General features: G+C 71.1%; 24 protein-coding genes. 10 read left to right on the top strand and 14 right to left on the bottom strand.

All coding sequences use genetic code 11. The annotated features are described in order from the left end of the window. Window positions 1-34: 34 nt before the first annotated feature. From D9598_RS16995 to aqpZ, 7 genes are all read right to left on the bottom strand, one after another. Entirely contained in the window at window positions 35-874 is an 840-nt protein-coding gene (locus tag D9598_RS16995; RefSeq protein WP_232477374.1) for a CHAP domain-containing protein, read from the bottom strand. A gap of 216 nt (window positions 875-1,090) precedes the next feature. Then, on the bottom strand, window positions 1,091-1,441 hold the full coding sequence (locus D9598_RS16990; protein ID WP_198367740.1) for a RidA family protein: 351 nt from the start codon (window positions 1,439-1,441) through the stop codon (window positions 1,091-1,093). Window positions 1,442-1,566: 125 nt separating this feature from the next. Continuing rightward, window positions 1,567-2,547 carry a Gfo/Idh/MocA family protein gene (locus D9598_RS16985; protein ID WP_198367739.1) on the bottom strand — a complete coding sequence of 327 codons (981 nt, stop codon included), beginning with the start codon at window positions 2,545-2,547 and terminating at the stop codon, window positions 1,567-1,569. Next, a complete protein-coding gene (locus tag D9598_RS16980) occupies window positions 2,544-3,878 on the bottom strand; it encodes an MFS transporter (protein ID WP_198367738.1) in 1,335 nt (444 codons plus the stop codon). Before D9598_RS16980 ends, D9598_RS16985 begins: the two co-directional genes overlap by 4 nt. After that, a complete protein-coding gene (locus D9598_RS16975; RefSeq protein WP_198367737.1) occupies window positions 3,812-4,141 on the bottom strand; it encodes a hypothetical protein in 330 nt (109 codons plus the stop codon). Before D9598_RS16975 ends, D9598_RS16980 begins: the two co-directional genes overlap by 67 nt. Before the next feature lie 84 nt (window positions 4,142-4,225). Then, the gene (locus tag D9598_RS16970; protein ID WP_232477373.1) at window positions 4,226-4,741 is read right to left on the bottom strand and encodes a hypothetical protein; all 516 of its coding nucleotides are present in this window, start codon (window positions 4,739-4,741) and stop codon (window positions 4,226-4,228) included. Between the two features lie 87 nt (window positions 4,742-4,828). Next, window positions 4,829-5,569: an aquaporin Z gene (gene aqpZ, locus D9598_RS16965; RefSeq protein WP_232477372.1), complete on the bottom strand. Its 741-nt coding sequence runs from the start codon at window positions 5,567-5,569 to the stop codon at window positions 4,829-4,831. 135 nt (window positions 5,570-5,704) lie between these two features. On the opposite strand from aqpZ, the gene D9598_RS16960 reads away from it, so the two are divergent. Continuing rightward, the gene (locus D9598_RS16960) at window positions 5,705-6,970 is read left to right on the top strand and encodes an amidase (protein WP_198367736.1); all 1,266 of its coding nucleotides are present in this window, start codon (window positions 5,705-5,707) and stop codon (window positions 6,968-6,970) included. Window positions 6,971-6,976: 6 nt separating this feature from the next. Here D9598_RS16960 and D9598_RS16955 read toward each other — a convergent pair whose 3' ends face one another. The 7 genes from D9598_RS16955 to D9598_RS16925 all read right to left on the bottom strand — a co-directional run bounded on the left by D9598_RS16955 (window position 6,977) and on the right by D9598_RS16925 (window position 14,856). Further along, window positions 6,977-7,840: a lysophospholipid acyltransferase family protein gene (locus tag D9598_RS16955; RefSeq protein ID WP_198367735.1), complete on the bottom strand. Its 864-nt coding sequence runs from the start codon at window positions 7,838-7,840 to the stop codon at window positions 6,977-6,979. Next, complete coding sequence (locus tag D9598_RS16950) at window positions 7,833-9,248, bottom strand: cytochrome P450 (protein ID WP_370592064.1); 1,416 nt, start codon at window positions 9,246-9,248, stop codon at window positions 7,833-7,835. The genes D9598_RS16955 and D9598_RS16950 overlap by 8 nt, the downstream gene beginning before the upstream one ends. 51 nt (window positions 9,249-9,299) lie before the next feature. Beyond that, window positions 9,300-10,358, bottom strand: coding sequence for an alcohol dehydrogenase (locus tag D9598_RS16945; protein ID WP_198367734.1), 1,059 nt, complete (start codon window positions 10,356-10,358; stop codon window positions 9,300-9,302). A 78-nt stretch (window positions 10,359-10,436) separates the two neighbouring features. Continuing rightward, window positions 10,437-11,609 (bottom strand): acetyl-CoA acetyltransferase, encoded by a 1,173-nt coding sequence (locus tag D9598_RS16940; protein WP_198367733.1) that lies wholly within the window; start codon window positions 11,607-11,609, stop codon window positions 10,437-10,439. Window positions 11,610-11,654: 45 nt separating this feature from the next. Further along, window positions 11,655-12,344 (bottom strand): uracil phosphoribosyltransferase, encoded by a 690-nt coding sequence (gene upp / locus D9598_RS16935; protein ID WP_198367732.1) that lies wholly within the window; start codon window positions 12,342-12,344, stop codon window positions 11,655-11,657. Window positions 12,345-12,361: 17 nt separating this feature from the next. After that, window positions 12,362-13,579, bottom strand: coding sequence for a URC4/urg3 family protein (locus tag D9598_RS16930; protein ID WP_232477370.1), 1,218 nt, complete (start codon window positions 13,577-13,579; stop codon window positions 12,362-12,364). Beyond that, complete coding sequence (locus D9598_RS16925) at window positions 13,576-14,856, bottom strand: GTP cyclohydrolase II (protein WP_198367731.1); 1,281 nt, start codon at window positions 14,854-14,856, stop codon at window positions 13,576-13,578. The genes D9598_RS16930 and D9598_RS16925 overlap by 4 nt, the downstream gene beginning before the upstream one ends. Before the next feature lie 146 nt (window positions 14,857-15,002). On the opposite strand from D9598_RS16925, the gene D9598_RS16920 reads away from it, so the two are divergent. The 9 genes from D9598_RS16920 to D9598_RS16880 all read left to right on the top strand — a co-directional run bounded on the left by D9598_RS16920 (window position 15,003) and on the right by D9598_RS16880 (window position 25,800). Then, window positions 15,003-15,632, top strand: a complete 630-nt coding sequence (locus D9598_RS16920; protein WP_198367730.1) for a TetR/AcrR family transcriptional regulator — start codon at window positions 15,003-15,005, stop codon at window positions 15,630-15,632. A gap of 53 nt (window positions 15,633-15,685) precedes the next feature. Continuing rightward, window positions 15,686-16,231 carry a DUF2937 family protein gene (locus D9598_RS16915; RefSeq protein ID WP_198367729.1) on the top strand — a complete coding sequence of 182 codons (546 nt, stop codon included), beginning with the start codon at window positions 15,686-15,688 and terminating at the stop codon, window positions 16,229-16,231. A gap of 46 nt (window positions 16,232-16,277) precedes the next feature. Beyond that, the gene (locus D9598_RS16910; RefSeq protein ID WP_198367728.1) at window positions 16,278-17,069 is read left to right on the top strand and encodes a DUF3750 domain-containing protein; all 792 of its coding nucleotides are present in this window, start codon (window positions 16,278-16,280) and stop codon (window positions 17,067-17,069) included. A gap of 181 nt (window positions 17,070-17,250) precedes the next feature. Beyond that, the gene (locus tag D9598_RS16905; RefSeq protein WP_198367727.1) at window positions 17,251-19,023 is read left to right on the top strand and encodes an acyl-CoA dehydrogenase C-terminal domain-containing protein; all 1,773 of its coding nucleotides are present in this window, start codon (window positions 17,251-17,253) and stop codon (window positions 19,021-19,023) included. 95 nt (window positions 19,024-19,118) lie between these two features. Beyond that, on the top strand, window positions 19,119-20,741 hold the full coding sequence (locus D9598_RS16900) for a long-chain fatty acid--CoA ligase (RefSeq protein ID WP_304621612.1): 1,623 nt from the start codon (window positions 19,119-19,121) through the stop codon (window positions 20,739-20,741). Window positions 20,742-20,798: 57 nt separating this feature from the next. After that, window positions 20,799-22,043, top strand: coding sequence for an ABC transporter substrate-binding protein (locus tag D9598_RS16895; RefSeq protein WP_198367725.1), 1,245 nt, complete (start codon window positions 20,799-20,801; stop codon window positions 22,041-22,043). A gap of 122 nt (window positions 22,044-22,165) precedes the next feature. Beyond that, window positions 22,166-22,837, top strand: coding sequence for an EI24 domain-containing protein (locus D9598_RS16890; protein ID WP_198367724.1), 672 nt, complete (start codon window positions 22,166-22,168; stop codon window positions 22,835-22,837). A gap of 68 nt (window positions 22,838-22,905) precedes the next feature. Beyond that, window positions 22,906-23,967, top strand: a complete 1,062-nt coding sequence (locus D9598_RS16885) for an MBL fold metallo-hydrolase (RefSeq protein WP_232477368.1) — start codon at window positions 22,906-22,908, stop codon at window positions 23,965-23,967. 114 nt (window positions 23,968-24,081) lie between these two features. Beyond that, the gene (locus tag D9598_RS16880) at window positions 24,082-25,800 is read left to right on the top strand and encodes an ABC transporter ATP-binding protein (protein ID WP_198367723.1); all 1,719 of its coding nucleotides are present in this window, start codon (window positions 24,082-24,084) and stop codon (window positions 25,798-25,800) included. The last annotated feature ends 3 nt before the right edge of the window (window positions 25,801-25,803 follow it).

The following is a 25,803-nucleotide window of genomic DNA, read 5'->3' as shown; positions in this document are numbered from 1 at the left end:
CCGGAGGATGTGCACCGGGGGCGAGGACCCCGCCTCAGCGCGCCGCGGCGTCCAGGTTGAGGTCCTGCACAGCACCTTCGAGGTGGCCGGCATGCGCGCTGGCGGGCGCCTCCGCCAGTTCCTCGCGGCCGCTGGCATTGGTCATGATGACCTCGGAGGGTCGGTTGTAGATGAAGCCATTGGTCGGATAGACGCGACCATAGGCCTCGCCTCCACGGCCGACCTGCACGCGGACCGCGGTCCAGTCGTTGCGGTCCGAGACGTCGATCACGGAGACGCCGCGCATGATCGTTCCCTTACGGATGCCCGGCCCTTCCCAGTTGGCGTGATCGATCAGGATCTCGCGCGCGCTGACCACCTGCGACACCGCCGCGACGTGGCCGAGACGCATGCCGCCGGTGGCCTTGAAGCTCAGCACCGCGCCCCGCTCCGGCCGATGGCCACGCGAATAGACGCCGGCCGCGCCGGCCCACCAGGTGTGAGCATTGCCGACGATCTCGACCCCGCTGACCGCCCGCGCATAGGGCACGCAGGAGACGCCGGTCGCATTCGGCGGATAGCCGCTCGGCAGAAGAAAGGCGCCCTGCCGCGACACCTGCATCTTGCTGGCCTGCGGCTTCGCGCTGCGCAGCGAAGCCTGTTGCAGCGCCGGGCGCGGCTGCTTGACGCCGTCCCGTGCATTTCGACTGGACGTGGCTTCGGCCCCCACCGAACCCACCGTCATTACTCCCAGCAGGATGGCGGCGACTGCCGCCGCGCTTCCAGCACGCATCCTGAAATGACCCCCGATCACTCTGTCCCCCACCGCGCTTTCGACGCGGCCCGATGGCGGTAGCAAGAGCGTGAAGGGATCGGCAATGCCGACGTCCGACATGGAGCGAAACACGGGGTGATTTGTCGTTTCGCGTGCCGCAATACAGGAAGTATTAAGAATACTATCCTGCAAATAAATGAATTCAATACCTAAGACACAGTGTGGTGGCAGATTGGCAACAGGTGCAAAACCGAACGATTCCCGGACCTTCGCCTATAAAGCGAAAATGGCGCTGGAAGTTTCCAGCGCCATCTCATCAAGCCGTGATCAGGTGGCTCAGCGGCAGGCGGTGACCATGATCTCCACCAGGTGGCGCGGGTCCGCCATATTGGCCTGCACGCAGGCACGGGCCGGCGCGCCCTCCTTCGGCAGCCACTCGACCCAGAGCTTGTTCATCGCCTCGCGGTCGCGGATGTCCTTCAGCCAGATCTGGGCCTGCAGCAGCCGGGTCTTGTCGGTGCCGTGACCTTCGAGCGCGGCGTCGATCTTGGCCAGCACCTGCTGGGTCTGTCCCAGGACGTCCTGGGACAGGTCGTCGGCCGTCATACCGGCCAGGAACACGAAGCCATGATACTCGACAGCCCCGGAGAGAACCGGATTGCTCTGGTGACGGGTAATCTTGCTCATCGCTTCCACCTGCTCCCGAAATCGGCCCGGGTCGGGCCGGATGGCGCGCGCCGGAGATCGGCGGCGCGCGATAGGATGCCGGCGCTTCTAGGATGCGGGCGCCGCTGCCGCAAGAGAGGGGCCGATCAGGGCACCGACCGGCCGCCGCCCGAGGCCGCCGCGGCGATCATGGTCTCGAAGACCGAAACGCCGTGCACCGCCTGGTCAAGCGGCAGCGGATAGGCGGCATCGCCCCGCACGGCCGCGGCAAAAGCCGCGAGTTCCGCGCGCTCGATATCCACTTTCGGAAAATCGCGGACGAAGCCCTCGCCCTCGCGGGGCCGATAGACGAGGTGCTCATGGTCGCTCAGCTCGGCCCAGCCTTCCGAGCCATAGAGCGCCACGCGCCAGCAGCGGGGGGCATAGGCCAGGGTGGCGAAGGTTCCGGTGGCGCCGCTGGTGAAGCGGCAGAGCATGGCGGTGGTGTCGTCCAGCCCGTTCTCCAGCACCCGCGCCGTGCTGTGCACGGTGACCTCGGTGATAGGGCCGGCCAGGTTGATCATCATGTCGATCATGTGGATGCCCATGCCACCCATGCCGCCGAGCGGGCTCTCGTGCCGGTCGGCGCGCCACATGCCGGGCCTGTAGGCGATCGCGCCCGGCCCGCTGAACTGGCCCTCGACATGCAGCAGGGTGCCGATGCGGCCATCCCCCAGCATCGCCCGCAGCTCCGCCACGCCAGGCAGGAAGCGCCGGTTGTGCCCGAGCGCCAGGACCACGCCGGCTTCGCGGCAGGCCGTCACCGCCGCCTCCGCGCTGGCCTTGCTCAGGGTGAAGGGCTTCTCGACGAAGACATGCTTGCCCGCCCGCGCCGCCGCGATGACCTGCTCGGCATGCTGGCCATGCGGCGTGGCGAGGACCACGGCCTCGACCTCCGGATCGGCCAGCACCGCCGGGTAGTCCGGCAGGAGGCGGATCCCCTTCGAGGCCGCCCAGTCGCTCGCCTTCTCCGGCGTGCCGGTGCTGCCGGCGACGAAGCGGATGCCGGCCCCCGCCTCGTCCTGAACGCTCTCCGCCAGGGTGCGCCCCCAGCGGCCCATACCCACGATCGCGGCCCGCAAGCTCATCGGTTCTCTCCTCCATCCGGCGGGCTCTCCAGCTCCGCCTCGATTCGCCGGTAGCGGGTCATGCCCCAGGCGAAGGCCAGCAGCGCGAGCAGCACGCCGACCAGGGTCGGGATGCGCAGCCCATAGGCCTCACCCGCCGCGCCGAGCATGATGGCGCCGAGCGCCGGGCAGGCCCGGGTGATCAGCCCCCAGAGGGCGAGAACCCGTCCCCGCATTTCCGGCGCCGCAGCTGTCTGCGCCAGTTGCTGCACCGAGATGCCGTGCAGGGAGGCGGTGGCGCCGATCGCGGCGGCGCAGAGCAGGCCGACCCCGAACCAGCCCGTTGCCACGAAGCCCGCCGTGGCCAGGGCCTGCAGCAGCCCGCCCAGGATGGCGATCCGCGTCGCGCCGGCGATCCGGCCCCGAGAGGCGAGCCAGAGCCCGGCCACCAGCGCGCCGATGCCGAAGCAGGCGGTGAGCATGGCGAGCGATTCCGCGCCCCGTCCGAACAGCCGCTCCACATAGGGCGGCAGCAGTTCCTGCACGCCGCGCAGCAGGATGCCGAGGCTCGCGGCATAGAGCAGCAGCGGCCCCAGCCCCGGGTGCCGCGCCACGTAGCGGATGCCCTCCGTCACCTCGCTGAGCAGGCTGCCGGTCGCCGGATGGCCGCGGCGATGCGCCGGATCCACCGACAACATCGGCATGGTGACGACGGCGCTGAGATAGGCCACCGCGTTGCAGGCCACCGCCGGCGCCACGCCGAAGCCGGCGATGACCGGTCCTGCCAGCGCCGGGCCGATGAAGCGGGCGATGTTGAAGACGAGGGAGTTGCAGGCGACGGCCGCCGGCAGGTCGCCAGGTCCGACGACCCCCGGCATCAGCGTCTGCCGCGCCGGCTGGGCGAAGCTGGCGGCGGTGCCGCTGATCAGTTCCAGCACCAGCAGATACTCGATCCGCATGGCCCCGGTCGCCACCAGCGTCGCCACCGTGGCGGCCTCGAGCCCGATCACGGCCTGGGAGATCGTCGCCAGGCGCAGCCGGTCCACCCGGTCCGCGATGGCGCCGGCGATCGGGCTGATGACGGTGGCCGGCGCCAGGTCGCAGAAGGCGACGAGGCCGACCCAGAGGGCGCTGTGCGTCATCTCCCAGGCCAGCCAGGCCACCGCGATCCGGTGCATCCAGAGGCCGGTCCAGGAGATGAAGCTGGCGCCGAAGAAGATCCTGGCGTTGCGGCTGGCGAGGGCGCGCGTGAGGGCCCCGAAGGGCGAGCGGAACAGAGGCAGGGTCAGGAACCCCGGCCGGCTCCCGGGCTGCCGCCGGACGGACCCGAATCCCGCGCGTTGCGCAGGCATTCATCGATCATCCGGTCCTGCTCGAAGCGCGCGCCCAACTGGCTGCGCTCGAGCGGATTGCCGATGAAGGCGCCCGTGCCGATGCGCGATTCGGCCTCATCCACGCGCATGGTCTGCCCCCGCTCGCGGAAGCGCATCTGGCGTTCGACATCGGCGCGGCAGGCGCGGGCCGCCGCCGAATCCGCCTGGCGCTCCTCGCCATCGCGCGCGGGCATCGCGCAGGCGGTGGACAGCAGCAGCAGGGGAAGGACTAGACGTTTCATGGCGCTCTCTCCGGCAGGACCCCGCATGGCGGTGGAGAGCGGCGCGACGAACCCCGGCCGGCCTTCAGGCCTGCCCGCCATTCCTCACCCGCCACCGCCCGCGATGCGATGGGACAACACTCGCTTCATGCCGGTTTCGTCGAAACGGGCCGCCGCGTCCAGCCGCTGCGTCGCCGCTGCCGACAGCAGGGCCGGGTGCAGCTCGATTCCGTCGGTGGCGATGGCATAGAGACCACTCATCCAGCGGGCGCGACCCAGCAGTTCCACGAGGGCCAGAAGCCGCAGGCACAGCGCCACGCCCGCCACGGTGGACAGGCTGAAGGCCCGGTCCACCGCTTCCGCCCAGCATGCGGCGTCGGCATCGGCCAGGGAGAGCACAGGGCCGCCCTGGAAGACCAGGGTGCGGTGCGGGCCCCAGGCTTCGGCCGCCGCCGCGGCGCGCGCCACCTCCCAGGCCTGCGTGAGCGCCTGGGGAGAGACCGCGGGCAGGGATTCGGGCGTGCCTGGGACGGCATAATGCAGGACGCCGTCCTCGGAGAGGGCGACGCGGATGGGCTGGCCCGCCTGCGACGTGCCGCTGTGACGAAAGCCTGAGGGCATCCCTGGAGAATGGGGCGGCGGCCGCCGGGATGCCAGCCCCGGCACCCCAGCCCCGGCGCCCCGGCCCCGAAACCGCCGGGGCCGCGCCTACTCCGCGGGCGCGCCCGGCGTGGCGATGTGCGGCCGGTCCGCGGAGGCGGGCTCGCTGCCGAGGATGCGGGCCATGACGCCGCCGAGCACGCCGCCCAGCAGTGGCGCCAGCCAGAACATCCAGAGCTGGCCGAGATAGGCGCCGCCGGCCATCAGGGCCGGGCCGGTGCTGCGCGCCGGATTGACCGAGGTATTGGTCACCGGGATGGCGATCAGATGGATCAGGGTCAGGCCAAGCCCGATGGCGATCGGCGCGAAGCCTCCCGGTGCGCGCGGCGCGGTGGCGCCCATGATGATCACCAGGAAGAAGAACGTCGCGACGACCTCCATCAGGAAGCAGGCCATGGCGCTGTACCCGCCCGGGCTGAGCGTGCCATAGCCGTTGGAGGCGAAGCCGGCCACCTCGAAGCCTGGCTTGCCACTGGCGATCAGATAGAGCACCGCCGCCGCGACCACGGCGCCGACGACCTGCGCGGCGACATAAGGGAGGATGTAGCTGGCGGGGATCCGGCCGCCGGCCCAGAGACCCAAGGTCACCGCCGGATTGAAATGCCCGCCCGAGATATGCCCGACGGCATAGGCCATGGTCAGCACCGTCAGGCCGAAGGCCAGAGCGACGCCGAGGAAGCCGATCCCCAGTTCCGGGAAGGCCGCCGCCAGCACCGCGCTGCCACAGCCGCCGAACGTCAGCCAGGCCGTACCGAGAAATTCCGCCGCCATGCGCCTGTTCATGTCCATGGCCCGCGCGCCTCCGGTTTGTTGCGAATACATTCTTATTACGTATCTTCACGAACCTCCAGCTTCTCGCGGCGTCGGCCGATCTTTTGCGCGAAAGGGGCTGGGCGCGGCCATGGCTTTGGCTAGCATCGTCCCATGAGCCATCCCGCCGACCTTCCCGCCACCGAAGCCGCCCGGCGCATCGCCGCCGGCCGGCTTTCCCCGGACGAACTCGTCGAGGCCTGCCTCGATCGCATCGCCAGCCGCGAGGACACCGTCCGGGCCTTCGCGACCCTCGACCCCGCCCTGTCCCGTGCCGCCGCGGCGCAAGCCGGAGCCGGAGCCGGCGCGCTGCGCGGCCTGCCGGTCGGCGTGAAGGATGTGCTGGACACGGCGGACCAGGTGACCGGCTACGGCTCGCCCATCTGGGACGGCCATCGCCCCCGTGCCGATGCCGCGGCGGTCGCCCTGACCCGCGCCGCCGGCGGCATCGTCATGGGCAAGACAGTGACCACGGAGTTCGCGACGCGCCGGCCGGGCCCGACCACCAATCCCCACAATCCGGCCCATACGCCGGGCGGTTCCTCCCAGGGTTCCGCGGCGGGGGTGGCGGCCGGCTTCTTCCCCCTGGCCTTCGGCACGCAGACGGCCGGCTCCGTCCTGCGTCCGGCCGCCTATTGCGGCATTGCCGGCTTCAAGCCGAGCCATGGTCTGATCCACCGCGGCGGCATGAAGGTGATGAGCGAGAGCCTCGACACCATCGGCCTCTTCGGGCGCGGCGCCGCCGACTGCGCCCTGTTCCTGGAGGCACTGACCGGCATCGCGGCCATGCCGGGCCCGGAGGCGCCGCCACGCATCGCCTTCTGCGCCGGGCCGGCGGCGGAGCGGCTCAGCCCCGAGACCCATGCCCTGCTGGAGGAGGTCGCCGGGCGCTGCGCCCGGGCCGGCGCGCGCGTGACGCGCATCGCCTTGCCGGAGGCCATCAGGACGGCCGACGAGGCGCATCCGGTGGTGATGCAGGGCGAGAGCCTGCAGGCTCTGGCCTGGGAGCGCGCGCACCACCGGGAGGCCATCTCCGCGGGGCTGAACGAGAAGCTCGACTGGGCCGCCGGCATTCCGGCCTCCGGGCTGGCCGCCGCGCGCCGTGCCTTCGCGGAAGGTCGCGCGGCCTTCCGCGCGCTCATGACGGACCACGACATCCTGCTGACGGCGGCCGCGCCCGGCGAGGCACCGGAAGGGCTGGGCGCCACCGGCGAGCCGGTCTGCAACGCGGTGTGGACGGCGCTGCACGGCCCCTGCATCAGCCTGCCGGCCGGGACGGGGCCGAAGGGCCTGCCGCTCGGCATCCAGCTCGTGGCCCCCGCCGGCGCGGATGCGGCGCTGCTCGCCTGGGCCTGCTGGATCGAGGCGCGGCTCGGCTGAGCCGCCTCAGCAATCCGGGCGAAAGGGATAGAGCATGAACCACTGCTCGAGATTCGCCCGGATCACCGGTTCGATGACGGCCTCCAGCGCCGCCTGATCGCGGGCCGCGTCACCGCTCATCGGCACCGGCGGCAGGAAATGCGCCTCGAACCGGGGGCCGGGCCGGCGCAGCGCGAAGCCCGGGACCACGGGGACCCCGGCCTTGCGCGCCAGGCGCGGCACCAGGGCGATATTGCCCCCCGGTGCCGGTGGCCGGCCGAAGGCCGGGGCGTTCACACGGCCATGCAGGTACTCATCCACGAAGATGCCCACGAGGCCGCCCTCCCCGAGAACCCGCAGGGCCTGGCGGGGCGCCATGGTGGAGGCCGGGATGGCATCGTTCCTCACGCGCCGCCGCGCCCGCACGGCGATGGCGTGCTGCGCCGCGCTGCTCGGCGGCTGATAGATGCTGCAGCCCCACAGGCCCATCCCCGTCACCGCCGCATTCAGCGCCTCCCAGTTGCCGAGATGAAGCAGGGCCAGGATGACGTTGTTGCCGGGGAGGTTCTCCCGCCCGACGATCTCCACCCGGCCTTCCTCCCAGAACCGGTCCATGCAGGAGAACTCCGCCATGGTCCGGCCGATCTGCAGGAAGTTCCGCAGCGCCAGGTCGTGCCGGCCCGCCGCGTCGAGATCGGGGCGAAGATGATCGAGCGCCGCCACGGCGCGCCCGATCTTGCTCCTGTGCCGGCCATGCGCGCCGAGCCGGGCCAGCCCCGCCCCGAGATCCGAGACCAATGGCGTCGGCAGCCTGCGCATGCCCTCGTGCAGGGCCAGGTCCTTGCCGTTGTCGAGCCATCGCAGCAGCCGCCGCGCCCGCCCCTCAGCCATGGCGCGGCTCCAGCAGCATGGGCAGCCGGTCCCCCGGCCGCAGGGTCAGGCGACAGATCGGATAGACCGTCGTGCCCGGCACCAGCCGGGGCGTGACGGCGCGGCAGAGCGTGGCCAGGCAGAGCACCGCCTCGGTCAGGCCGAAGGCCGCGCCGGTGCAGACGCGGGGCCCGATGGCGAAGGGAATCCAGGTGTAGCGCGGCTTGGTGGCGGCCTCCCCACCGGCCAGGAAGCGTTCGGGGATGAAGGCGTCGGGCTGGCTCCAGAGCTTGCGGTGGCGATGCAGCAGCCAGGGCACGGCCAGCACCAGCGAGCCCTTGGGCACGCGCCGTCCCGCGATGGTGGTCTCCGCCACCGCCTCGCGTGCCAGCAGCGCGACGGGCGGATAGAGGCGCAGCGTTTCCTCCACCACGGCCCGGGTGAAGGCGAGGCCCGCCATGTCGGAGAACCGCGCCGCCGGCCCGGGCAGGGCATCGGCCTCCGCCTGGACGCGTGCCAGGGCGGAAGGCGACTGGCTCAACAGGTACCAGGCCCAGGCCAGGGTATTGGCGGTGGTCTCATGCCCCGCCATGAAGAGCACGGCGGCCTCGTTGCGGAAGGCTTCCCGGTCCATGCGCCGGCCGGTGGCCGGATTGACGCCCTCGGCCATGGCACGGATCAGGCTGGCCTCGCCCTCGCCCGCGCCGGACAGGATGCCGGCGATCAGCCCGTCCAGCACCGATTGGATACGCCGGCTGGCCTGCCGTACCCGACGCGGTTGCCAGCGCGGCATCCAGTCCGGCAGGCCGAGCAGCGACAGCAGGTCGGTCTGCCCGACGGCGCGCTGGTACTCGGCGAAGGCGCCGACCACCGTGGCGGCCGCATTGCCGCCGAGCTGGCGGCCGAAGATGGTGCGGCAGATGATCTCCGCCGTCAGGTGACCCATCTCGGCCAGCATGTCGATCGGCTGCGCCGGATCCCGCGCCCGCCAGGCCGCGGCACGCTCGCCGGCCGCCTCGGTGATCGGCGGCGTCAGGGAGGCGAGGCGCGAGACATGGGTGACGGGCGCCACGACCCGCCGCCTTTCCTTCCACAGCGCGCCATCGCTGATGAACAGCCCGTCGCCCAGCAACGGGCGCAGGGCATGGCGCATCTGCGGCGACTTGCGCTCGATATCGAGGGCATGGTCGACGAAGGCTTCCTGCACGGTAGCGGGGCTGTTGCAGAGGAAGATGTCGCGCAGCAGGATCCGGCGATGTGCGAAGTCCTGCTCGAAACTCGGCTGTGGCCAGATGTCGAGGAAGGACCGGCGCAGCGCCCGCAGGAACTCCGGCAGCGGCGCCAGTCGTCGGGGGCGTGGCGGATGGGGCGGAACGAAGGGCTCCGCCAGGCCGTCAGGGCCAGGAATGATTGAGGATATGGAGTCCACCGGCACCGCCTGGTTGCAGTGCCGGCAGGTTAACAACTTATTCCAGAGGCGTCACGTCGAAGCGAGGATGACCCGTCCGCGCACCTTCCCATCCCGCAGGCGGTTCAGCACGTTGTTGACCTCGGAAGGCGGGACGGTCGACACCGGCAGCGGCTGCAGCTTGCCCTCCTGCGCCAGCCCGACCACCTCGCGCAGATCCTGCGGATTGCCGACATAGCTGCCGCGGATGCTGAGCGCCCGCGTCGCCATCAGAGGCAGCGGCACCACCATCTCGCCGCCGAACAGCCCGACCTGGATCAACTGCCCGCCCTTCGCTAGGGCATCGACGGCGAATCGCGCCGTGGAGGTACCGTTGACGAGATCGATGATCGCGTCCACCGGCCCGCCGCAGGCGGCGATGACGCGGGCGGCGGTGTCCTCACCGGCGGCCTGCACCGTATCGGTAGCCCCCGCCTCACGCGCCCCCGCCAGCTTCTCCTCCGAGATGTCGACGACGCAGATGCGCTTGTGGCCGAGGGCCTTCAGGATCTCGATGGCGTTCAGGCCGAGGCCGCCGGCGCCGATGACGACGATCGGCTGGTCGGGCGCCATCGGCATCACCTTGCGGATGGCGGAATAGACGGTGATGCCGGAACAGGCATAGGTCGCCGCGACCGCCGGATCGAGCCCGTCGAAGGCCACCAGATGCTCGGGCTTGCGGGCCAGCACATGGGTCGCATAGCCGCCGTTCTGGAAGACGCCGAGGCTCAGCGGCTTGACCTGGCACATGTTGTCCTGCCCCGCCTCGCAGCGCGGGCAGGTGCCGCAGCCGAGCCAGGGAAAGACGATGCGGTGGTCGCCGACGGCGACGCCCTTGGCCTCGGGGCCGAGCTTGACGACCTTGCCGATGATCTCATGACCCATGGCCAGCGGCAGCTTCACGCCGCGTTCCGTGAGCGACATCGCGCCGCGGCTGCCCATGTCGTAGCTGCCTTCCCAGATATGCAGGTCGGAATGGCAGACGCCGCAATGGGTGACCTCGAGGAGCACCTCCTCGCCCTTCGGCTCCGGCGTCGGCATCTCGATGTCCTGCAGGGGCTTCCCACATTCGACCACGGCCCAAGCGCGCATATGACGTTTCTCCTGTTCGGCTTTCCGGACAGGCCGATGGGACGCCGCGCGGCGTCCGCGGTCAAGATCCCGTCCCGCTCATTCCGGAAGGCGGTCGAGGATGGAGACGTAATTCGCCACCGCCGTGCCGCCCATGTTGTAGACGCCGGCGATATCGGTGCGGGGCAGTTGCATGGCGCCCGCCTCGCCGGCCAGTTGCATCGCCGCCATCACGTGCATCGACACGCCGGTGGCGCCCACCGGATGGCCCTTGGCCTTCAGTCCGCCGGAGCGGTTGACGGGCAGGCGTCCGTCGGCCGCGACCCAGCCCTCGGCGATGGCGCGCGCGCCCTGCCCGATCGGCACCAGCCCCATCGCCTCGTATTCGATCAGTTCGGCGATGGTGAAGCAGTCATGCGTCTCGACGAAGGAAAGATCGCCCAGGCGCAGGCCGGCCTGCTCCAGCGCCCGCCCCCAGGCGATCTCCCCGGCCTCGAAACGCGTCGGATCGCGCCGGGACATGGGCAGCAGATCGTTCACCTGCACGGCGGCACGGAAGCGGATCGCCCGGCCGAGGCCGCGCGCCGTCTCCGCATCGGCCAGCACCAGGGCGGCCGCGCCATCCGAGACCGGAGAGCAGTCGGTGCGCTTCAGCGGGCCGGCGACCGGCGGGTTGCGTTCGCTGGGATGGCGGCAGAAGTCGAAGCCGAGGTCACGCCGCAGCTGCGCCAGGGGATTATCCAGCCCGTTGCGGTGGTTCTTGGCGGCGATCATCGCCAGGGCGTCCGACTGGTCGCCGTGGCGCTGGAAGTAGGCTTCGGCGATGCGGCCGAAGACACCGGCGAAGCCGGCCGGGATGCCGCCTTCCTCGCGGCGGTAGCTGGCGCCGAGCAGATTGTCGCCCACCGCCTCGGCGCTGGCGGCCGTCATCTTCTCGACGCCGATCACCAGGGCGATGCGGCCCCGCCCGGCGCCGATGAAATCCCGTGCCGCGTGGATGGCGGCCGAACCGGAGGCGCAGGCGTTCTCGCAGCGCATCGCCGGCTTGAAGCGCAGCTCCGGCATCGCCTGCATGGGCAGGGAGGACGGGAAGTCCTGCTTCGAGAAGCCGCTGTTGAACTGGCCGAGGAAGACCCCGTCCACCTCCGCGGGCGACACCCCGGCATGCGCCAGCGCGGGGCCCGCGACCCGCGCGATCAGGCTTTCGGCGTCCGGGTCGTCCAGCCTGCCGAAGGGCGAATGCGCCCAGCCGGCGATGCAGATCCCGTCCATGTTGTCCCTCCCCTGCAGAAGGCGGCGCGGGAGGCGGCCGGCCGCCTACTTGGTGCCGTAGAGCCGGTCCCCGGCATCGCCAAGGCCGGGACGGATATAGGCATGCGCGTCCAGTTCGCGATCCACCGAGCAGGTGAAGACCGGCACCTCCGGATGCGCCTCGGCCAGCACGCCGATGCCCTCGGGCGCGGCCAGCAGGCAGGCGAAGCGGAGCTGCTCGGCGCCCGCCTCCTTCAGCCGCGCCAGCGCCGCGGCGGCGGAGTGGCCGGTCGCCAGCATCGGGTCCACCACGATGACCAGCCGTTCCGACACGTCCTCCGGCAGCTTCAGGTAGTACTCCACCGGCACCAGCGTGTGCGGGTCGCGGTAGAGGCCGATATGGCCGACACGGGCCGAGGGCACCAGGTCCAGCATGCCTTCCAGGATGCCGTCCCCGGCCCGCAGGATGGAGACGATGCAGAGCTTCTTGCCGGCCAGGATGGGCGCCTGCATCGGCTCCAGCGGCGTCTCGATGCCGGTCGTCTCGATCGGCAGGTCGCGGGTCAGCTCATAGGCCATCAGCAGGCTGATCTCGCGCGCCAGGCGGCGGAACTCGCCGGTCGAGGTCTGCTTCTGGCGCATCAGGGTGAGCTTGTGCTGCACCAGCGGGTGGCGGATCACCGTGACTTGGCCGGGGACCTGGCCAGGGACCTGGCCGGAGACCTCCTGGTCGGGGATGGCGGCGGGCTCGGACATGGCAGGACGATCCTTCCTCAGAACACGGTTCCGTCGCTGGCCACTCGCAGCGGCGGTCCGCCACCGGGGCGCAGCGCGCGGGCGATACGCCGGCCGGCCGCCCAGCTCCCCCCCTCCAGCACGCGGGCCAGGGGCAGCGCGGCGGCATCCAGGCCGACCCTGTCCCGCACCAGCCCGGCCAGGCGATCGAGCAGCGCCACGGTCAGCGCCCGCCATTCGACGACGGCCGGATGATCCACCGGCAGGACGGCGGACGCCAGGGCGGGATCGCGCAACGCCAGCACGCCGAGATCGAGGAACAGCCCGCCATTGCGATATTCCGGCAGGCCGGTCAGCGCATCCAGTGCCAGCACCGGCAGGCCGGCATCCTCCAGCACCTCGGCCAGCGAGTAGCTGAGCCATTGCGAGAGCTTGTGGAACGGCACCAGGCCGGGTGCGGGCCCCTCCGGCGCGGCCTGCGGATGGCGCCAGACATCGCCCAGATTCTCTCCGTCCAGCGTCAGCCGCGCCGGCCAGACCGGCGCCAGCCCCTCCAGCAGCGCGGCGAGGATCTCCGCCGCCGGCACGCCGTCCGGCGCGGCCCGGGCCCGCAGGGCATCATAGAGCCCGCCGGGGCGCGCTCCGGGGAAGAGGTGCGGCGCCCGGCGCAAGGCGGCGCCGATGCCGCGCAGCAGCGCCGCTCGTCCCTCCAGCCCCGTCAGCGGATTTTCCGGCGACACCTGGAACAGGCGGGCCAGATCGCCCGCCTCCAGCCGCTCCAGCGCCGCGGCATCGACACGCAGCGGGTCGCCGGCCACGTCCGAGAAGAGCCCCGCCGCGAAGGCTTCCAGACTGGCCACGGCCAGGCCCTCGGAGCGCGCCAGGACGGTCCCGTCTCCCGCCTTGAAGTGCCAGTCCGGCCCCGCCCCGGCATCGAGCAGGACCGAGACCAGGCAGAGGTCGAAGCGCCGCCGCGCGATCCGGGCGGCGTCCTCGTCCCGCAGGCGGGAGGCCAGCGCACCCCAGCGGTCCAGGCCGCCGGCGGCGAAATGGCGCCAGCGCGCATGGTAGGGGATGCGCAGATCGGGATAGGTCGCGCGGATCGTCTCCGTCACGTAATCGGCCGCGGCGGGCAGGCGCGCCGTCTGGAGGCGGAAGTGCGCCAGGGCGTCCGCCTCGGCGAGGCGCAGCAGGGCGTGGCAGCGCGCCCGGATGGTGGCGGGCTGGCGCAGCAGCGCCACGGCCTCCGAGATCAAAGCGGGCGGCCCTTGGCCCTGGCGAGTTCCTCCGCGCCCGGCACCGCCTCGGTGAAGTAGCCGGCCGCCTTCTTGGCATCCATCTCCACCTGGGCATCCGGCGGGATGAGCGCCTCCGGGATCGGCACGCGCTCGACCACCTGGATGCCGCTCTCCGTGATCGGCGCGAACTTCATGTTGCTCATCGACACCAGCCGGTCGATGCGGGTGATGCCGAGCCAGTGCAGCACATCCGGCATCAGCTCCTGGAAGCGCATGTCCTGCACCCCGGCGACGCATTCGGTGCGCTGGAAATACCGCTCGGCGCGGTCGCCGCCCTCCTGCCGCTTGCGGGCGTTGTAGACGAGGAACTTCGTCACCTCGCCCAGCGCCCGCCCCTCCTTGCGATTGTAGACGATGGCGCCGACCCCGCCCTCCTGCGCCATGCCGATGCAGGCCTCGATGCCATGCGCCAGATAGGGGCGACAGGTGCAGATGTCGGAGCCGAACACGTCCGAGCCGTTGCATTCGTCGTGGATGCGGCAGGCGATCCGGGTCTCGGGCCGGCCGAGCTTGCCGGTGTCGCCGAAGAGATAGACCGTCATGCCGCCGATCGGCGGCAGGAAGACCCGCAGGTCCGGCCGCGTCACCAGTTCGGGGAACATGCCGCCGGTCTGCTCGAAGAGGTCGCGCCGCAGCGCCGTCTCGCCCAGCCCGAAGCGCGCCGCGATGCCGGGCAGGTACCAGACCGGCTCGATGGCGACCTTGGTCACCCGCGCATCGCCGTTGGCCAGCAGCACCTCGCCGTCCGGCGCCAGCCGCCCGGCCGCCACGGCGGCGGCCAGCTCCGGCATGTTGATATGCGCCCGGGTGACGGCGATGCTCGGACGGACATCGAGCCCGGCCTCGATCTGCGCCGCGAAGACCTCGGGCACCAGGTGCCCCCAGGGGTCGAAGGAGACGATCTTCGCGGGATCGTTCCAGGCGGGAAAGGGCCCGATCGGACTGGCCGGGCGGGTGTCGCGGTAGTCCGGCCGGTGATCGGCCCGGAGTTGGCCGGAGGCCACCGCCAGGGCGCGATAGAGGCCATAGGAGCCGGCATGGGTCCCGATGGCGTTGCGCACCGCCGGGTTCTGCAGCGTCGCCACGACCGGGCCGCGCCGGGTCGGATCGGCCTCGCCCCAGAGCAGCGGCGAGGCCAGGGCGGCGCCACGCTGCGGATGCGAGGTCAGGACGATCGGACGCGGCGCCGCGCCGTGCCCTCGGAGACCCTCGCGAAGTCGATTGAGGTCGGTCATCGTCGCGCCACTTCCCCTGCGGCGGGCCCCGCCCGTGGGAAGGCCTGGAGGGGCCGCCCGGCGAGGCTAGGAAAATCCTGACCGAACGGTCAAGAATGTTCGGTGCCACGGCATCCCGCCGCGGGTGCAGGCAGGAAGGGTGCCCGATGTCCGGACGGCAGGCCGTCTCTCCCCGCTCCCGGCGGCAGGCCCGCCTCGACCTGATCCTGGAGGCGGCGGAAGGCGTCTTCGCCGATGCCGGCTTCGAGGGCGCCAGCATGTCCTCCATCGCCGCCGCGGCGGGGCTGCCCAAGGCCAATCTGCATTACTATTTCGGAACCAAGGAGGCGCTCTACCGCGCCGTGCTGGAAGGCATCCTGACCCTCTGGCTCTCCGCCACCGATCCGATCCGGCCGGAGGCGGACCCCGCCGAGGCGCTGTCGGCCTATGTCCGCGCCAAGATGCGCTGGTCGCGGCAGCGGCCGCAGGCCTCGCGGGTCTTCGCCAACGAGGTGCTGCACGGGGCGCTCTATCTGCAGAGCTACCTGGCCGGGCCCCTGCGCGCCCTGGTGCGGGAGAAATCCGCCGTCATCGAGGGCTGGATCGCCGAAGGCCGCATGCGCCCGGTCAGCCCGCCGCACCTCTTCTTCGCCATCTGGGCGATGACCCAGACCTACGCCGATTTTGACCCGCAGATCCGCGCGGTGCTGGACTGCCCTCCCCTCGATGAGCAGGCCCAGGCCCAGGGCGGCGCCACGGTGCTGCAACTGGTGCTGGGGGGCTGCGGCCTGGCCTGAGGTGCAACCCGTGGGGCCGTGACCCTTTTCCAGAGGAGCATGAGGAGCGCGGCATGGCGGGATTCCTGGGGCGCTGGCTGGGCGACAGCATCCGGCTCGGCCTGGCCCTCTTCCTAACGCTGTCGGCCATGCAGCTGCCCGGCCTGGCCGATGCCTATCAGGCGGGGCTGCGGCAGGCGGCGGAGGCCACGGCGCGCGACCTGGCGGAGCGGGAGAGGATCGCCCAGGACTACTACCGCCTGCCCGAGCAGACCACCGGCCCGGCCCTCGTCGAGGCGCTGAGGGGCCTAGAGCCGGCCAATGCCGAGGGGCTTCGCCGGTCGGCCGCCCGTCTGGCCGGCCTGCGGGCGGCGCATGCCGAGATGGCGGCGGCGCCGGGCCTGCTGCGGCCGCTCGTGGCCTTCCGCGTGGCGGTGGCAGGGGCGGAGGATGCGGAGGCCGCCGTGCTGGCGACCGCCTACGAGACCTATATCCCCCGCCTGCTGCTCAACACCGCCGGCGCCATCTACGGCCTGGGCGGGCTGATGCTGGGGCTGCTCCTGGCCCAGCTCCTCACGGCACCCTTCCGGCGGCGCCAGCCGGCGCCCGCGTGGCGATGATGCCGCGCCCCTTGCCGCAATGCAGCAAAAGGCAAATGTGACGGGCATGGTCGCTCCGCTCAAAATCGCCGCGCTGTTGTTCGTCCTCCTCTATCTCCTGCCCCTCGGTATCTCGGCCGCGCTGTATCAGCTCCGCGGCAGCGGTGCCGGATGGCGCACCGCGGATCGCTCCAGCATCGGCGTCCTGCCCGCCGCCGCCACGCATGCCCCCGCCGTGGTCCGGGTCTTCGCCGCGCAGACGGTGCGCTGGCGTGGCATCTTCGCCACGCATTGCTGGATCGTCTTCAAGCCCGAGGGCGCGGTCGGCTACACCCGGTACGACTACACCGCCTGGGGTCAGCCCATCCGCATGAACGGCTTCGAGCCGGACGGCCGCTGGTTCGGCGCCATGCCGGAGACGGTCTTCGCCGCCGACGGTGCCGCGGCGGCGGCGCTCATCCCGAGCATGCAGGCGGCGATCGAGGGCTATGCTTGGCGCAACCAGGGGGACTACCGCGCCTGGCCGGGGCCGAACTCCAACACCTTCGTCGCCGCCGTGCTGGACGCCGTGCCGGGACTGGGCGCCGCGCTGCCGCCGACGGCCATCGGCAAGGACTTCCCCTATGACGGGCGCTGGCTGCGCCCCACCTCGTCCGGCACCGGGTTCAGGCTGACCCTCGGCGGCTATCTCGGCCTGACCCTGGCCTGGGTGGAGGGGCTGGAAGTGAGCATCCTGGGTGCCATCGCCGGGATCGATCTGCGCCGCCCGGCCGTCAAGCTGCCGGGCCTCGGGCGGATCGGCATGCGCGGACAGGACGGGCCGGCGACGCCGGTGCGCGACCTGGTCGAGAGCCTGTGAGCCTCGCGCGGGGCCCGTCGCATCGCCGCCATTGACTTCTCCGGTCCGGCCATGCGCTGCTCCGGGCAGGGGAAAGGTCCATGGTCCAGGACACCGCGGTCAGGACGAGTCCGGGCACGGGTCCGAAGGTCGTCGCGGAGCCGGGTCGGCGACCACTCCCGCCTGAACGCCGGAGGACCGCATGCCGCCCTATCATCCGCCGACCGAGGAGATGCTGGCCCTCCTGGATGAGGTGCTGTCGGCGGAACGTCACCTCGCCGCCCTTCCCGGGCTGGACGGCCCCCTGCTGCCGCTGCTGCGGGACATCCTGCCGGAGGCGGGCCGCCTCGCCGCCGGCGTGCTGGCGCCCCTGAACCGCATCGGCGACGAGGAGGGCTGCCGGCTGCAGAACGGGACCGTGCACATGCCCCGGGGGTTCGACGCCGCCTACCAGGCCTTCACCGAGGGCGGCTGGGGCGGCCTCTCGCAACCCGTGGAATGGGGCGGCCAGGGGCTGCCGCGCATCGCGCAGATCCTGCTGGACGAGATGGTCTCCTCGGCCAACTTCGCCTTCGGGCTGTTGCCCGGCCTGACGCGCGGCGTGGCCGAGGCGCTGGAGCGGCACGGATCGCCGGCGCTGAAAGCGCTGTACCTGCCGAAGCTGATCACCGGGGAATGGGCCGGCGCCATGGTGCTGACCGAGCCGCAGGCCGGCACCGATCTCGGCCTGCTGCGCTGCCGCGCCGAGCCGGGGCCCGAGGGCAGCTGGCGCCTCACCGGCAGCAAGATCTTCATCACCGGCGGCGACCATGAGCTGGCGCCCAACATCATCCACATGGTGCTGGCCCGGCTGCCGGACGCCCCGGCGGGGGTGCGCGGCATCAGCCTCTTCCTGGTGCCGAAGTACCTGCCCGGGCCGGACGGCGAGCCCGCCGCGCGCAACGCCATGGCACCCTCCGCGCTGGAGCGGAAGATGGGCATCCACGGCTCGCCCACCTGCGCGATGTCCTATGACGGCGCCACGGCCTGGCTGGTCGGCGCGCCGCATCGCGGGCTGCAGGCCATGTTCACCATGATGAACGCCGAGCGGCTCTTCGTCGGCATCCAGGGACTGGGCGTCGCCGAGGCCGCCTATCAGGGCGCCGTGGCCTATGCGCGGGAGCGCCTGCAGGGACGCGCGCCGGGCCAGGAGAGCGGCCCGGCGCAGCCGATCCTGGTGCATCCCGACGTGCGCCGCATGCTGCTCACCATCCGCGCCTTCACCGGCGCGGCGCGTGGTCTCGCCCTCTGGACCGCCCTGCAGATGGAGACGGCGGCCCGGCACCCGGAAGCCGCCGCGCGCGCGCGGGCCGATCGCCTGGTCGCGCTCATGACGCCGGTGATCAAGGCCGGCTTCACCGATCTCGGCTTCGAGGCCACGGTGCTGGCGCAGCAGGTCTTCGGCGGGCATGGCTACATCCGCGACCACGGCATGGAGCAGCTGGTGCGCGACGCCCGCATCGCGCAGATCTACGAGGGCACCAACGGGGTGCAGGCCATGGACCTCGCCGGCCGCAAGCTGGCGCTGGAGGACGGCGCCGCAGCGCGGGAGTTCTTCGCGCTGGTGCGGGAGAGCCTGGAGGAGGCGACCGCCGTGGCCGGGGCGGCCGACCTCGCCACGCCGCTGGCGGCGGCGCTGGCACGGCTGGAGGGCGCGACCGAGCGCCTGCGCCGCCGTGCCGCCACGGACCCCGCCGAGACCGGGGCGGCCGCGGCGGACTATCTCCGCCTGTTCCTGCTCGTGGCGCTGGGCTGGATGTGGCTCCGCATGGCCCTGGCCGCGCTGCGGACCGGCGCGCGGGAGGAGCGGCACCGCCGCTGGCTCGATGTCGCCGGCTTCTTCCATCGCCGCATCCTGCCGCAGAGCGTGGCCCTCGACCTCGCCCTGGCGGAAGGGGCCGCGCCGGTCATGGCGCTGCCGGAGGCCCTGTTCTGAACCGGACCGCCGTGCTGCGCTGAGCCTTGGTTATCAGGCGGACGGCCGGAAACAGGCCGCCGTCCCTGGGGAGGAGAGAAGCCTTGCGCGCCTTGATGATGGACGTGCCTCTGCTGGTCAGCCGCATCCTGCTTCACGCCGCCGAGTATCATGGCGACACCGCGATCGTCTCCCGCAGCGTCGAGGGACCGGTCCACCGCACCGACTACGCCACCCTGCACGAGCGCGCCCGGCGCCTGGCCCGCGCCCTGCTGCGGCTGGGCCTGGAGGCCGGGGACCGGGTCGGCACGCTGGCCTGGAACAGCCACCGTCATCTCGAGCTCTATTATGCCGCCGGCGGCGCCGGCCTGGTCTGCCACACCATCAACCCCCGCCTCTTCCCCGAGCAGATCGCCGGCATCATCGGCCATGCAGAGGATGGCGTGCTCTGCGCCGACCTCACCTTCCTGCCCCTGCTGGAGGGACTGGCCGGCAGGCTCGGCGCCGTGCGCGCCGTGATCGTCCTGACCGACGAGGCGCATATGCCCCCCCAGCCGGCGGGCCTGCCGCCCCTGCTCTGCTACGAGGACCTGCTCGCCGCGGAGGCGCCGGACTATGACTGGCCGGAACTCGACGAGCGCTCCGCCTGCGGTCTCTGCTACACCTCCGGCACCACCGGCGCCCCCAAGGGCGTCCTCTACAGCCACCGCTCCAGCGTGCTGCACGCCATGGCCTGCTGCCAGCCGGATGTCTTCGACCTCGGCGCGGCATCGGTCGCCATGCCGGTGGTGCCGATGTTTCACGTCAATGCCTGGGGCCTGCCTTTCGCCGCGCCGATGGTCGGCGCCAAGCTGGTCATGCCCGGCCCGAGGCTTGACGGCGCCAGCCTGCACGAGCTGATGGCCGCGGAGGGCGTCACCTTCTCGGCCGGCGTGCCCACGGTCTGGATGGGCTTCCTGGACTGGATGCGCGAGACGGACGCCACGCCGGGCGCGCTGCGCCGGGTGGCCATCGGCGGCTCCGCCTGCCCGCGCGTGATGATCGAGCGCTTCGAGGCCATGGGCGTGTCCGTGCTGCACGCCTGGGGCATGACGGAGACCAGCCCCCTGGGCCTGGCCAACGCGCCCAAGGCGAAGCATGCGGGGCTCGATCCCGCGGCGCGGCTCGATCTGGCCGCCCGGCAGGGCCGCCCTCTCTTCGGTGCCAGCTTCCGCATCCTCGACGATGCCGGGCGCGACGTGCCGCGCGATGGCCGCAGCTTCGGCCGGTTGATGACCCGCGGCCCCTGGGTGGCCTCGGCCTATCACGGGCTGGAGGAGAGCCCCGCCCATGCCGAGGCAGGCTGGTTCGAGACCGGCGACGTCGCGACCATGGATGCCGATGGCTATGTCAGTATCGTCGACCGCACCAAGGATGTCATCAAGTCGGGCGGCGAGTGGATCAGCTCCATCGCGCTGGAGAACATCGCCGTCGCGCATCCCGCCGTGCAGGAGGCCGCGGTGGTCGCCCGGCCGGATGCGCGCTGGGGCGAGCGGCCGCTCCTGGTGGTCGTGCTGCGCCCGGGCGCCAGCCTCGATGCGGAGGCGGTCAGGGCGCATTTCGAGGGCCGCGTGGCGCGCTGGTGGATCCCGGAGACGATCCGCATCGTTGAGGAGCTGCCGCACACCGCCACGGGCAAGCTGCTGAAGGCGCGCATCCGCGAGCTCTATGCGCGCGAGGCGGACAATCCCTCTCCCTGAAGCATCGCACCGACCGGGGAAGCCACTCCGGACGGCAAACCGAGGAGGACGACAAGAATGGCCCTGATCGATCGCCGCAGCCTGCTCGCCGCCGGCACCGCCCTGCTGCCGCTGGGCGGCCCCTCCATGCTGCGCCCCGCACGGGCGCAAGGGCGGGCGGGGACCATCCGCATCGGCGTGCTCAACGACATGTCCGGCCCCTATCGCGACACCGGCGGCCCGGGCAGCCTGGCCGCCACGAAACTGGCGGCCGAGGAGTTCATGGCCGCCCATCCCGGCATCACGGTGGAGGTGCTCAGCGCCGATCACCAGAACCGCGCCGATGTCGGCTCCAACATCGCCCGCACCTGGTACGACCAAGACGGGGTCGATATGATCATGGACGTGCCGACGTCCTCCGTCGCGCTGGCCGTGTCCAATGTCACGCGGGAGAAGAACAAGGCCTTCGTCAATTCCGGCGCCGCCTCCACCGAGCTGACCGGCGCGCAGTGCAGCCCGAACACCGTCCACTGGACCTACGACACCTACATGCTGGCGCGCACGACGGGCGGGGCGCTGACCAAGGCCGGAGGCGACAGCTGGTTCTTCATCACCGCCGACTATACCTTCGGCCACCAGTTGCAGAAGGATGCCTCGCGCTTCGTCGAGGAGGCCGGCGGCAAGGTGCTGGGCGGCGTGCGCTACCCCTTCCCGGCCACCACCGACTTCTCCTCCTTCCTCGTGCAGGCGCAGACCAGCCGGGCCAAGGTGATCGGCCTGGCCAATGCCGGGGCCGACACGGTGAACTGCATCAAGCAGGCGCGGGAATTCGGCGTGACCCGGCGCGCCAAGCTGGCCACGCTGCTGATGGAGATCCCTGACGTGCACGGCCTCGGGCTGGAGGCGGCCCAGGGCCTGCTGCTGACCGAGAGCTTCTACTGGGACCTCAACGACCGGACCCGCGCCCTGGCCCGGCGGCTGCAGCCCCGGATGGGCGGCGTGCCGATCGATATGATCCATGCCGGCTGCTATGCCGGTACCTTGCATTATCTCAAGGCCGTGGCCGACCTCGGCGTGGGGCCGGCCAAGGCCTCCGGCCGCGCCGCCGTCGCCCGCATGAAGGCTATGCCGACGGATGACGACGCCTTCGGCCAGGGCAGCATCCGCTCCGACGGGCGCAAGCTTCACCCCGCCTATCTCTTCGAGGTGAAGTCGCCACAGGAGAGCAAGGGCCAGTTCGACTACTACAAGCTGGTGGAGACCAGCCCCGCCGACGAGGCCGCCCGCCCGCTGTCGGAGGGCCAGTGCAAGATGCCGGGCTGAGGCGGGGCCGGCGGGCCTTCGCCGCGGCGGGGCGCGTCACCAGATAAGGCGGGCCTGCCGGCCGCTCGTGGCCCGGCATGAAGGGACCGCCCGATGCTGCCTCACCTCCCCAGGCTCCGCCGATGAAGGCCGTGCTGGCCAGTCTGATCCTGCCGCTGCGGCAGATCGCCGATCCGGGCTTCCGTGGTCCCCTGCTGAAGGGGCTGGGCGCCGCCATGCTGGCCTTCGCGGGCCTGGCCTTCCTGGCCGACTGGGGCGTCGGCGCCCTGGCCGGCGGCACGGGATGGCTGGCGACGGTGGCCGGCCTACTCGGCGGCGCGCTGGTCCTGCTGGCGGCGGTGTGGCTCTTCGTGCCGGTGATGCTGGGCATCACCAGCCTCTTCCTCGACGAGACGGCGGAGGCGGTCGAGCGGCGCTACTATCCGGGGCTGCCACCACCGGCGGGAGCGTCGCTTCCGGCACAGGTGCGCGCCGGGCTGGTGATGTCGGCGCAGTTCCTGCTCCTCAGCCTGGTGATCCTGCCCGTGGCCCTGGCCGTCCCGCCGCTGGGCGTCGTGCTGTTCTGGGCCGCAGCCGCCGTCTCCCTCGGCTACGGGCTGTTCGATGGGGTGGCACAGCGGCGGCTCGGGATCGACGAGGCCCGTGCCGCGCGGCGGCGGCTGCGGCCACGCATCCTGGCGCTCGGCGGCGCGCTGGCGGGACTGGCCCTGGTGCCGGTGGCCAACCTGCTGGTGCCGGTGCTGGGGACCGCGGCGATGACGCATCTGTTCCACCGGGCGAAGCCGGCGGCCTGAGCTTCGGTACCCAGGCCCTCAGACGCGTTGCGGGGCCGCCGAAGCCCGTTGCCAGAGGGAGGGGAACCATGCTCCGCTCCCGCTCGCGCCGAAAGTGGCGCCACGACCCGCAGATCGAGACGGGGGAGGAAATCATGATCCCATTGAGCCGACGCGGCCTGCTCGGCGCCGCCGCCAGCCTGGCCACGCTGCCCTTCCTGCCCGAAGGCGCGATGGCCGCCGCGCCATTCCGCAAGGAATTGCCGCCGGCCTGGCACCGCTTCACCTTCGGCGACTACGAGGCGACGGTGGTCTCCGATGGCTATCTGCCGCTCGGCAAGCCGGAGCCGGCTTTCCCGGCCTCGCCGCCGGCGGAGATCGTGGGGCTTCTGGAAAGCAACTTCCTGCCGCCGGATGCCGCCACGCTGGAGCAGAATGTCCTGGTGCTGAACACCGGCAAGCAGCTCATCCTGTTCGACACCGGCATGGGCGACAGCATGGGCGAGGCCGGCAAGATGTTCGGCCCGACCACCGGCCGGATGCTGGCCAACCTGAAGGCCGCCGGCATCCAGCCGGAGCAGATCGACCTCGTCGTGCTGACTCATGCCCATTGCGACCATTGCTGGGGCCTGGTCGATGCCGCGGGCAACCGGGTCTTCCCCAATGCCCAGGTCGCGCTGAGCGAGATCGACCTGAAGTACTGGACCGATGACGGGAACAAGCGCGGCCCGGCCTTCATGACGCCCTTCATCGATGGCGCCAAGAAGAACCTCGGCGCCTATCGCGACCGCATGATCATGGTGCAGGACGGCAAGGAGGTCGCGCCCGGCGTCATCGCCCTGTTCACCCCGGGCCACACGCTCGGGCACCACTGCTACGCCATCACCTCGGGCGACAAGACCCTGGTGAACACGGGCGACCTGGCGCACCACCACATCCTGCTGCTGCGCCGGCCGCTCTGGGAGTTCTCCTTCGATACCGACCCCAAGCTCTCGGCGCAGAGTCGCAGCCGCATGCTCGATCGCCTGGCGAAGGACAGGCATGAGGTCCTCTCCTACCACTTCCCCTGGCCCGGCCTCGGCCATGTGGTGCGCGAGAATGAAGGCTACGCCTGGATCCAGGCGCCGATCAACGTCACCACGCTGGGCTGACCGCACAGTCCCCGCCCGGTGGCCGGCGCGGGTAGTTGACCGGGCCGCCGGGCGCACGGATAGGAGGAGAGGCGCCGGGCCCTGCCCGGCCTTCCCTGTCCCGGATGGTTCCGCATGCTCCGGCGCTTCTTCTCCTACTACCGCCCCCACCGCCGCCTGTTCCTGCTCGACTTCTCCTGCGCCGTGCTGGCAGGCCTGCTGGAACTGGGCTTTCCGATCGCGGTCAAGGCTTTCGTCGACAACCTCCTCCCCAGCCAGGACTGGGGGCTGATCCTGCTCGCAGCAGCGGGGCTGCTCCTGATCTATCTGCTGAACACGGGGTTGATGGCGGTCGTGACCTACTGGGGTCATGCCCTTGGCATCAACATCGAGACGGAGATGCGGCGGAAGGCGTTCGAGCATCTGCAGAAGCTCTCCTTCAGCTTCTACGACAACCAGAAGACCGGCCATCTCGTCGCGCGGGTGACGAAGGATCTCGAGGAGGTCGGCGAGGTCGCCCATCACGGGCCCGAGGATCTGTTCATCGCCGTGATGACCTTCATCGGCGCCTTTGCCCTGATGTTCGTCGTGAACGTTCCGCTGGCCCTGCTGACCGCCATCGTGGTCCCCGTCGTGGCCTGGGGCTCGACGCATTACGGCGCCCGGATGACACGGAACTGGCGCGAGTTGTTCGGCCGTGTCGGTGCCTTCAATGCGCGCATCGAGGAAGCGGTGGGCGGCGTCCGCGTGGTGCAGGCCTTCGCCAATGAGAAGCATGAGAGCGCTCTCTTCGCGCAGGACAATGACCGCTACCGCCGGACCAAGCTGGACGCCTATCGCATCATGGCCGCCAGCCAGTCGGTGAATTACCTCGGCATGCGGCTGACGCAGATGGTGGTCATGCTGGCAGGCAGCTACTTCGTCATCGAGGGGGGCATCTCCAACGGCGAGTTCGTCGGGTTCCTGCTGCTGGTCGGCGTCTTCTTTCGGCCGGTGGAGAAGATCAGCGCTGTCATCGAGACCTATCCCAAGGGTATCGCCGGCTTCCGTCGCTACACCGAATTGCTGGACACCATGCCCGATATCGCGGACGTGCCGGGCGCCCAGGACGCACCGCCTCTGCGCGGCGACATCCGCTACGAGCAGGTCGGCTTCGGCTATGGCGCGGGCAAGCGCGTGCTGGATCGGGTGGATCTCGCCATCCATGCGGGTGAGACCGTCGCCTTCGTGGGACCCTCCGGTGCCGGCAAGACCACGCTCTGTTCTCTCCTGCCCCGCTTCTACGACGTGGATGCCGGCCGGATCACCATCGACGGGATCGATATCCGGCGGATGACGCTGCGCTCATTGCGCCGTCAAATCGGCATCGTGCAGCAGGATGTCTTTCTCTTCGCCGGGACGCTTCGGGAGAACATCGCCTATGGCCGCCTCGACGCGGCGGAAGAGGACATCCTGAAGGCCGCGCAAAGGGCCAGGCTGGACAGGTTGATCGCCGGCTTGCCGCTGGGGCTTGAAACCGTGGTGGGGGAACGGGGGGTGAAGCTGTCGGGAGGGCAGAAGCAGCGCCTGGCGATCGCGCGGATCTTCCTGAAGAACCCGCCTATCCTGATCCTGGATGAGGCCACCTCTGCTCTGGACACCGAGACCGAGCGGGCCATCCAGCAGTCCCTGGCTGAACTGTCGATGGGGCGCACGACGCTGGTGATCGCCCACCGCCTTGCCACCATTCGCCAAGCCGACCGCATTGTGGTCGTGGACAATCACGGCATCGCGGCACAGGGAAGGCATGCTGAGCTGATGACGCAGGATGGGCTTTATCGACGATTGCACGACGCCCAATTCGCCGAGGAGTAAGCA

This window comes from Roseomonas sp. KE0001, from assembly GCF_016107285.1.
Taxonomy (GTDB): domain Bacteria; phylum Pseudomonadota; class Alphaproteobacteria; order Acetobacterales; family Acetobacteraceae; genus Pseudoroseomonas.
Note: the sequence above shows the minus strand (reverse complement) of the source record. Positions and strands in the feature narration are given on the sequence as shown.

Coding starts and splice junctions, on each gene's coding strand:
- D9598_RS16995 (WP_232477374.1), bottom strand. CDS start 874: ATGTCGGACGTCGGCATTGCCGATCCCTTCACGCTCTTGCTACCGCCA.
- D9598_RS16990 (WP_198367740.1), bottom strand. CDS start 1,441: ATGAGCAAGATTACCCGTCACCAGAGCAATCCGGTTCTCTCCGGGGCT.
- D9598_RS16985 (WP_198367739.1), bottom strand. CDS start 2,547: ATGAGCTTGCGGGCCGCGATCGTGGGTATGGGCCGCTGGGGGCGCACC.
- D9598_RS16980 (WP_198367738.1), bottom strand. CDS start 3,878: ATGCCTGCGCAACGCGCGGGATTCGGGTCCGTCCGGCGGCAGCCCGGG.
- D9598_RS16975 (WP_198367737.1), bottom strand. CDS start 4,141: ATGAAACGTCTAGTCCTTCCCCTGCTGCTGCTGTCCACCGCCTGCGCG.
- D9598_RS16970 (WP_232477373.1), bottom strand. CDS start 4,741: ATGCCCTCAGGCTTTCGTCACAGCGGCACGTCGCAGGCGGGCCAGCCC.
- aqpZ (WP_232477372.1), bottom strand. CDS start 5,569: ATGGACATGAACAGGCGCATGGCGGCGGAATTTCTCGGTACGGCCTGG.
- D9598_RS16960 (WP_198367736.1), top strand. CDS start 5,705: ATGAGCCATCCCGCCGACCTTCCCGCCACCGAAGCCGCCCGGCGCATC.
- D9598_RS16955 (WP_198367735.1), bottom strand. CDS start 7,840: ATGGCTGAGGGGCGGGCGCGGCGGCTGCTGCGATGGCTCGACAACGGC.
- D9598_RS16945 (WP_198367734.1), bottom strand. CDS start 10,358: ATGCGCGCTTGGGCCGTGGTCGAATGTGGGAAGCCCCTGCAGGACATC.
- D9598_RS16940 (WP_198367733.1), bottom strand. CDS start 11,609: ATGGACGGGATCTGCATCGCCGGCTGGGCGCATTCGCCCTTCGGCAGG.
- upp (WP_198367732.1), bottom strand. CDS start 12,344: ATGTCCGAGCCCGCCGCCATCCCCGACCAGGAGGTCTCCGGCCAGGTC.
- D9598_RS16925 (WP_198367731.1), bottom strand. CDS start 14,856: ATGACCGACCTCAATCGACTTCGCGAGGGTCTCCGAGGGCACGGCGCG.
- D9598_RS16920 (WP_198367730.1), top strand. CDS start 15,003: ATGTCCGGACGGCAGGCCGTCTCTCCCCGCTCCCGGCGGCAGGCCCGC.
- D9598_RS16915 (WP_198367729.1), top strand. CDS start 15,686: ATGGCGGGATTCCTGGGGCGCTGGCTGGGCGACAGCATCCGGCTCGGC.
- D9598_RS16910 (WP_198367728.1), top strand. CDS start 16,278: ATGGTCGCTCCGCTCAAAATCGCCGCGCTGTTGTTCGTCCTCCTCTAT.
- D9598_RS16905 (WP_198367727.1), top strand. CDS start 17,251: ATGCCGCCCTATCATCCGCCGACCGAGGAGATGCTGGCCCTCCTGGAT.
- D9598_RS16900 (WP_304621612.1), top strand. CDS start 19,119: ATGATGGACGTGCCTCTGCTGGTCAGCCGCATCCTGCTTCACGCCGCC.
- D9598_RS16895 (WP_198367725.1), top strand. CDS start 20,799: ATGGCCCTGATCGATCGCCGCAGCCTGCTCGCCGCCGGCACCGCCCTG.
- D9598_RS16890 (WP_198367724.1), top strand. CDS start 22,166: ATGAAGGCCGTGCTGGCCAGTCTGATCCTGCCGCTGCGGCAGATCGCC.
- D9598_RS16885 (WP_232477368.1), top strand. CDS start 22,906: ATGCTCCGCTCCCGCTCGCGCCGAAAGTGGCGCCACGACCCGCAGATC.
- D9598_RS16880 (WP_198367723.1), top strand. CDS start 24,082: ATGCTCCGGCGCTTCTTCTCCTACTACCGCCCCCACCGCCGCCTGTTC.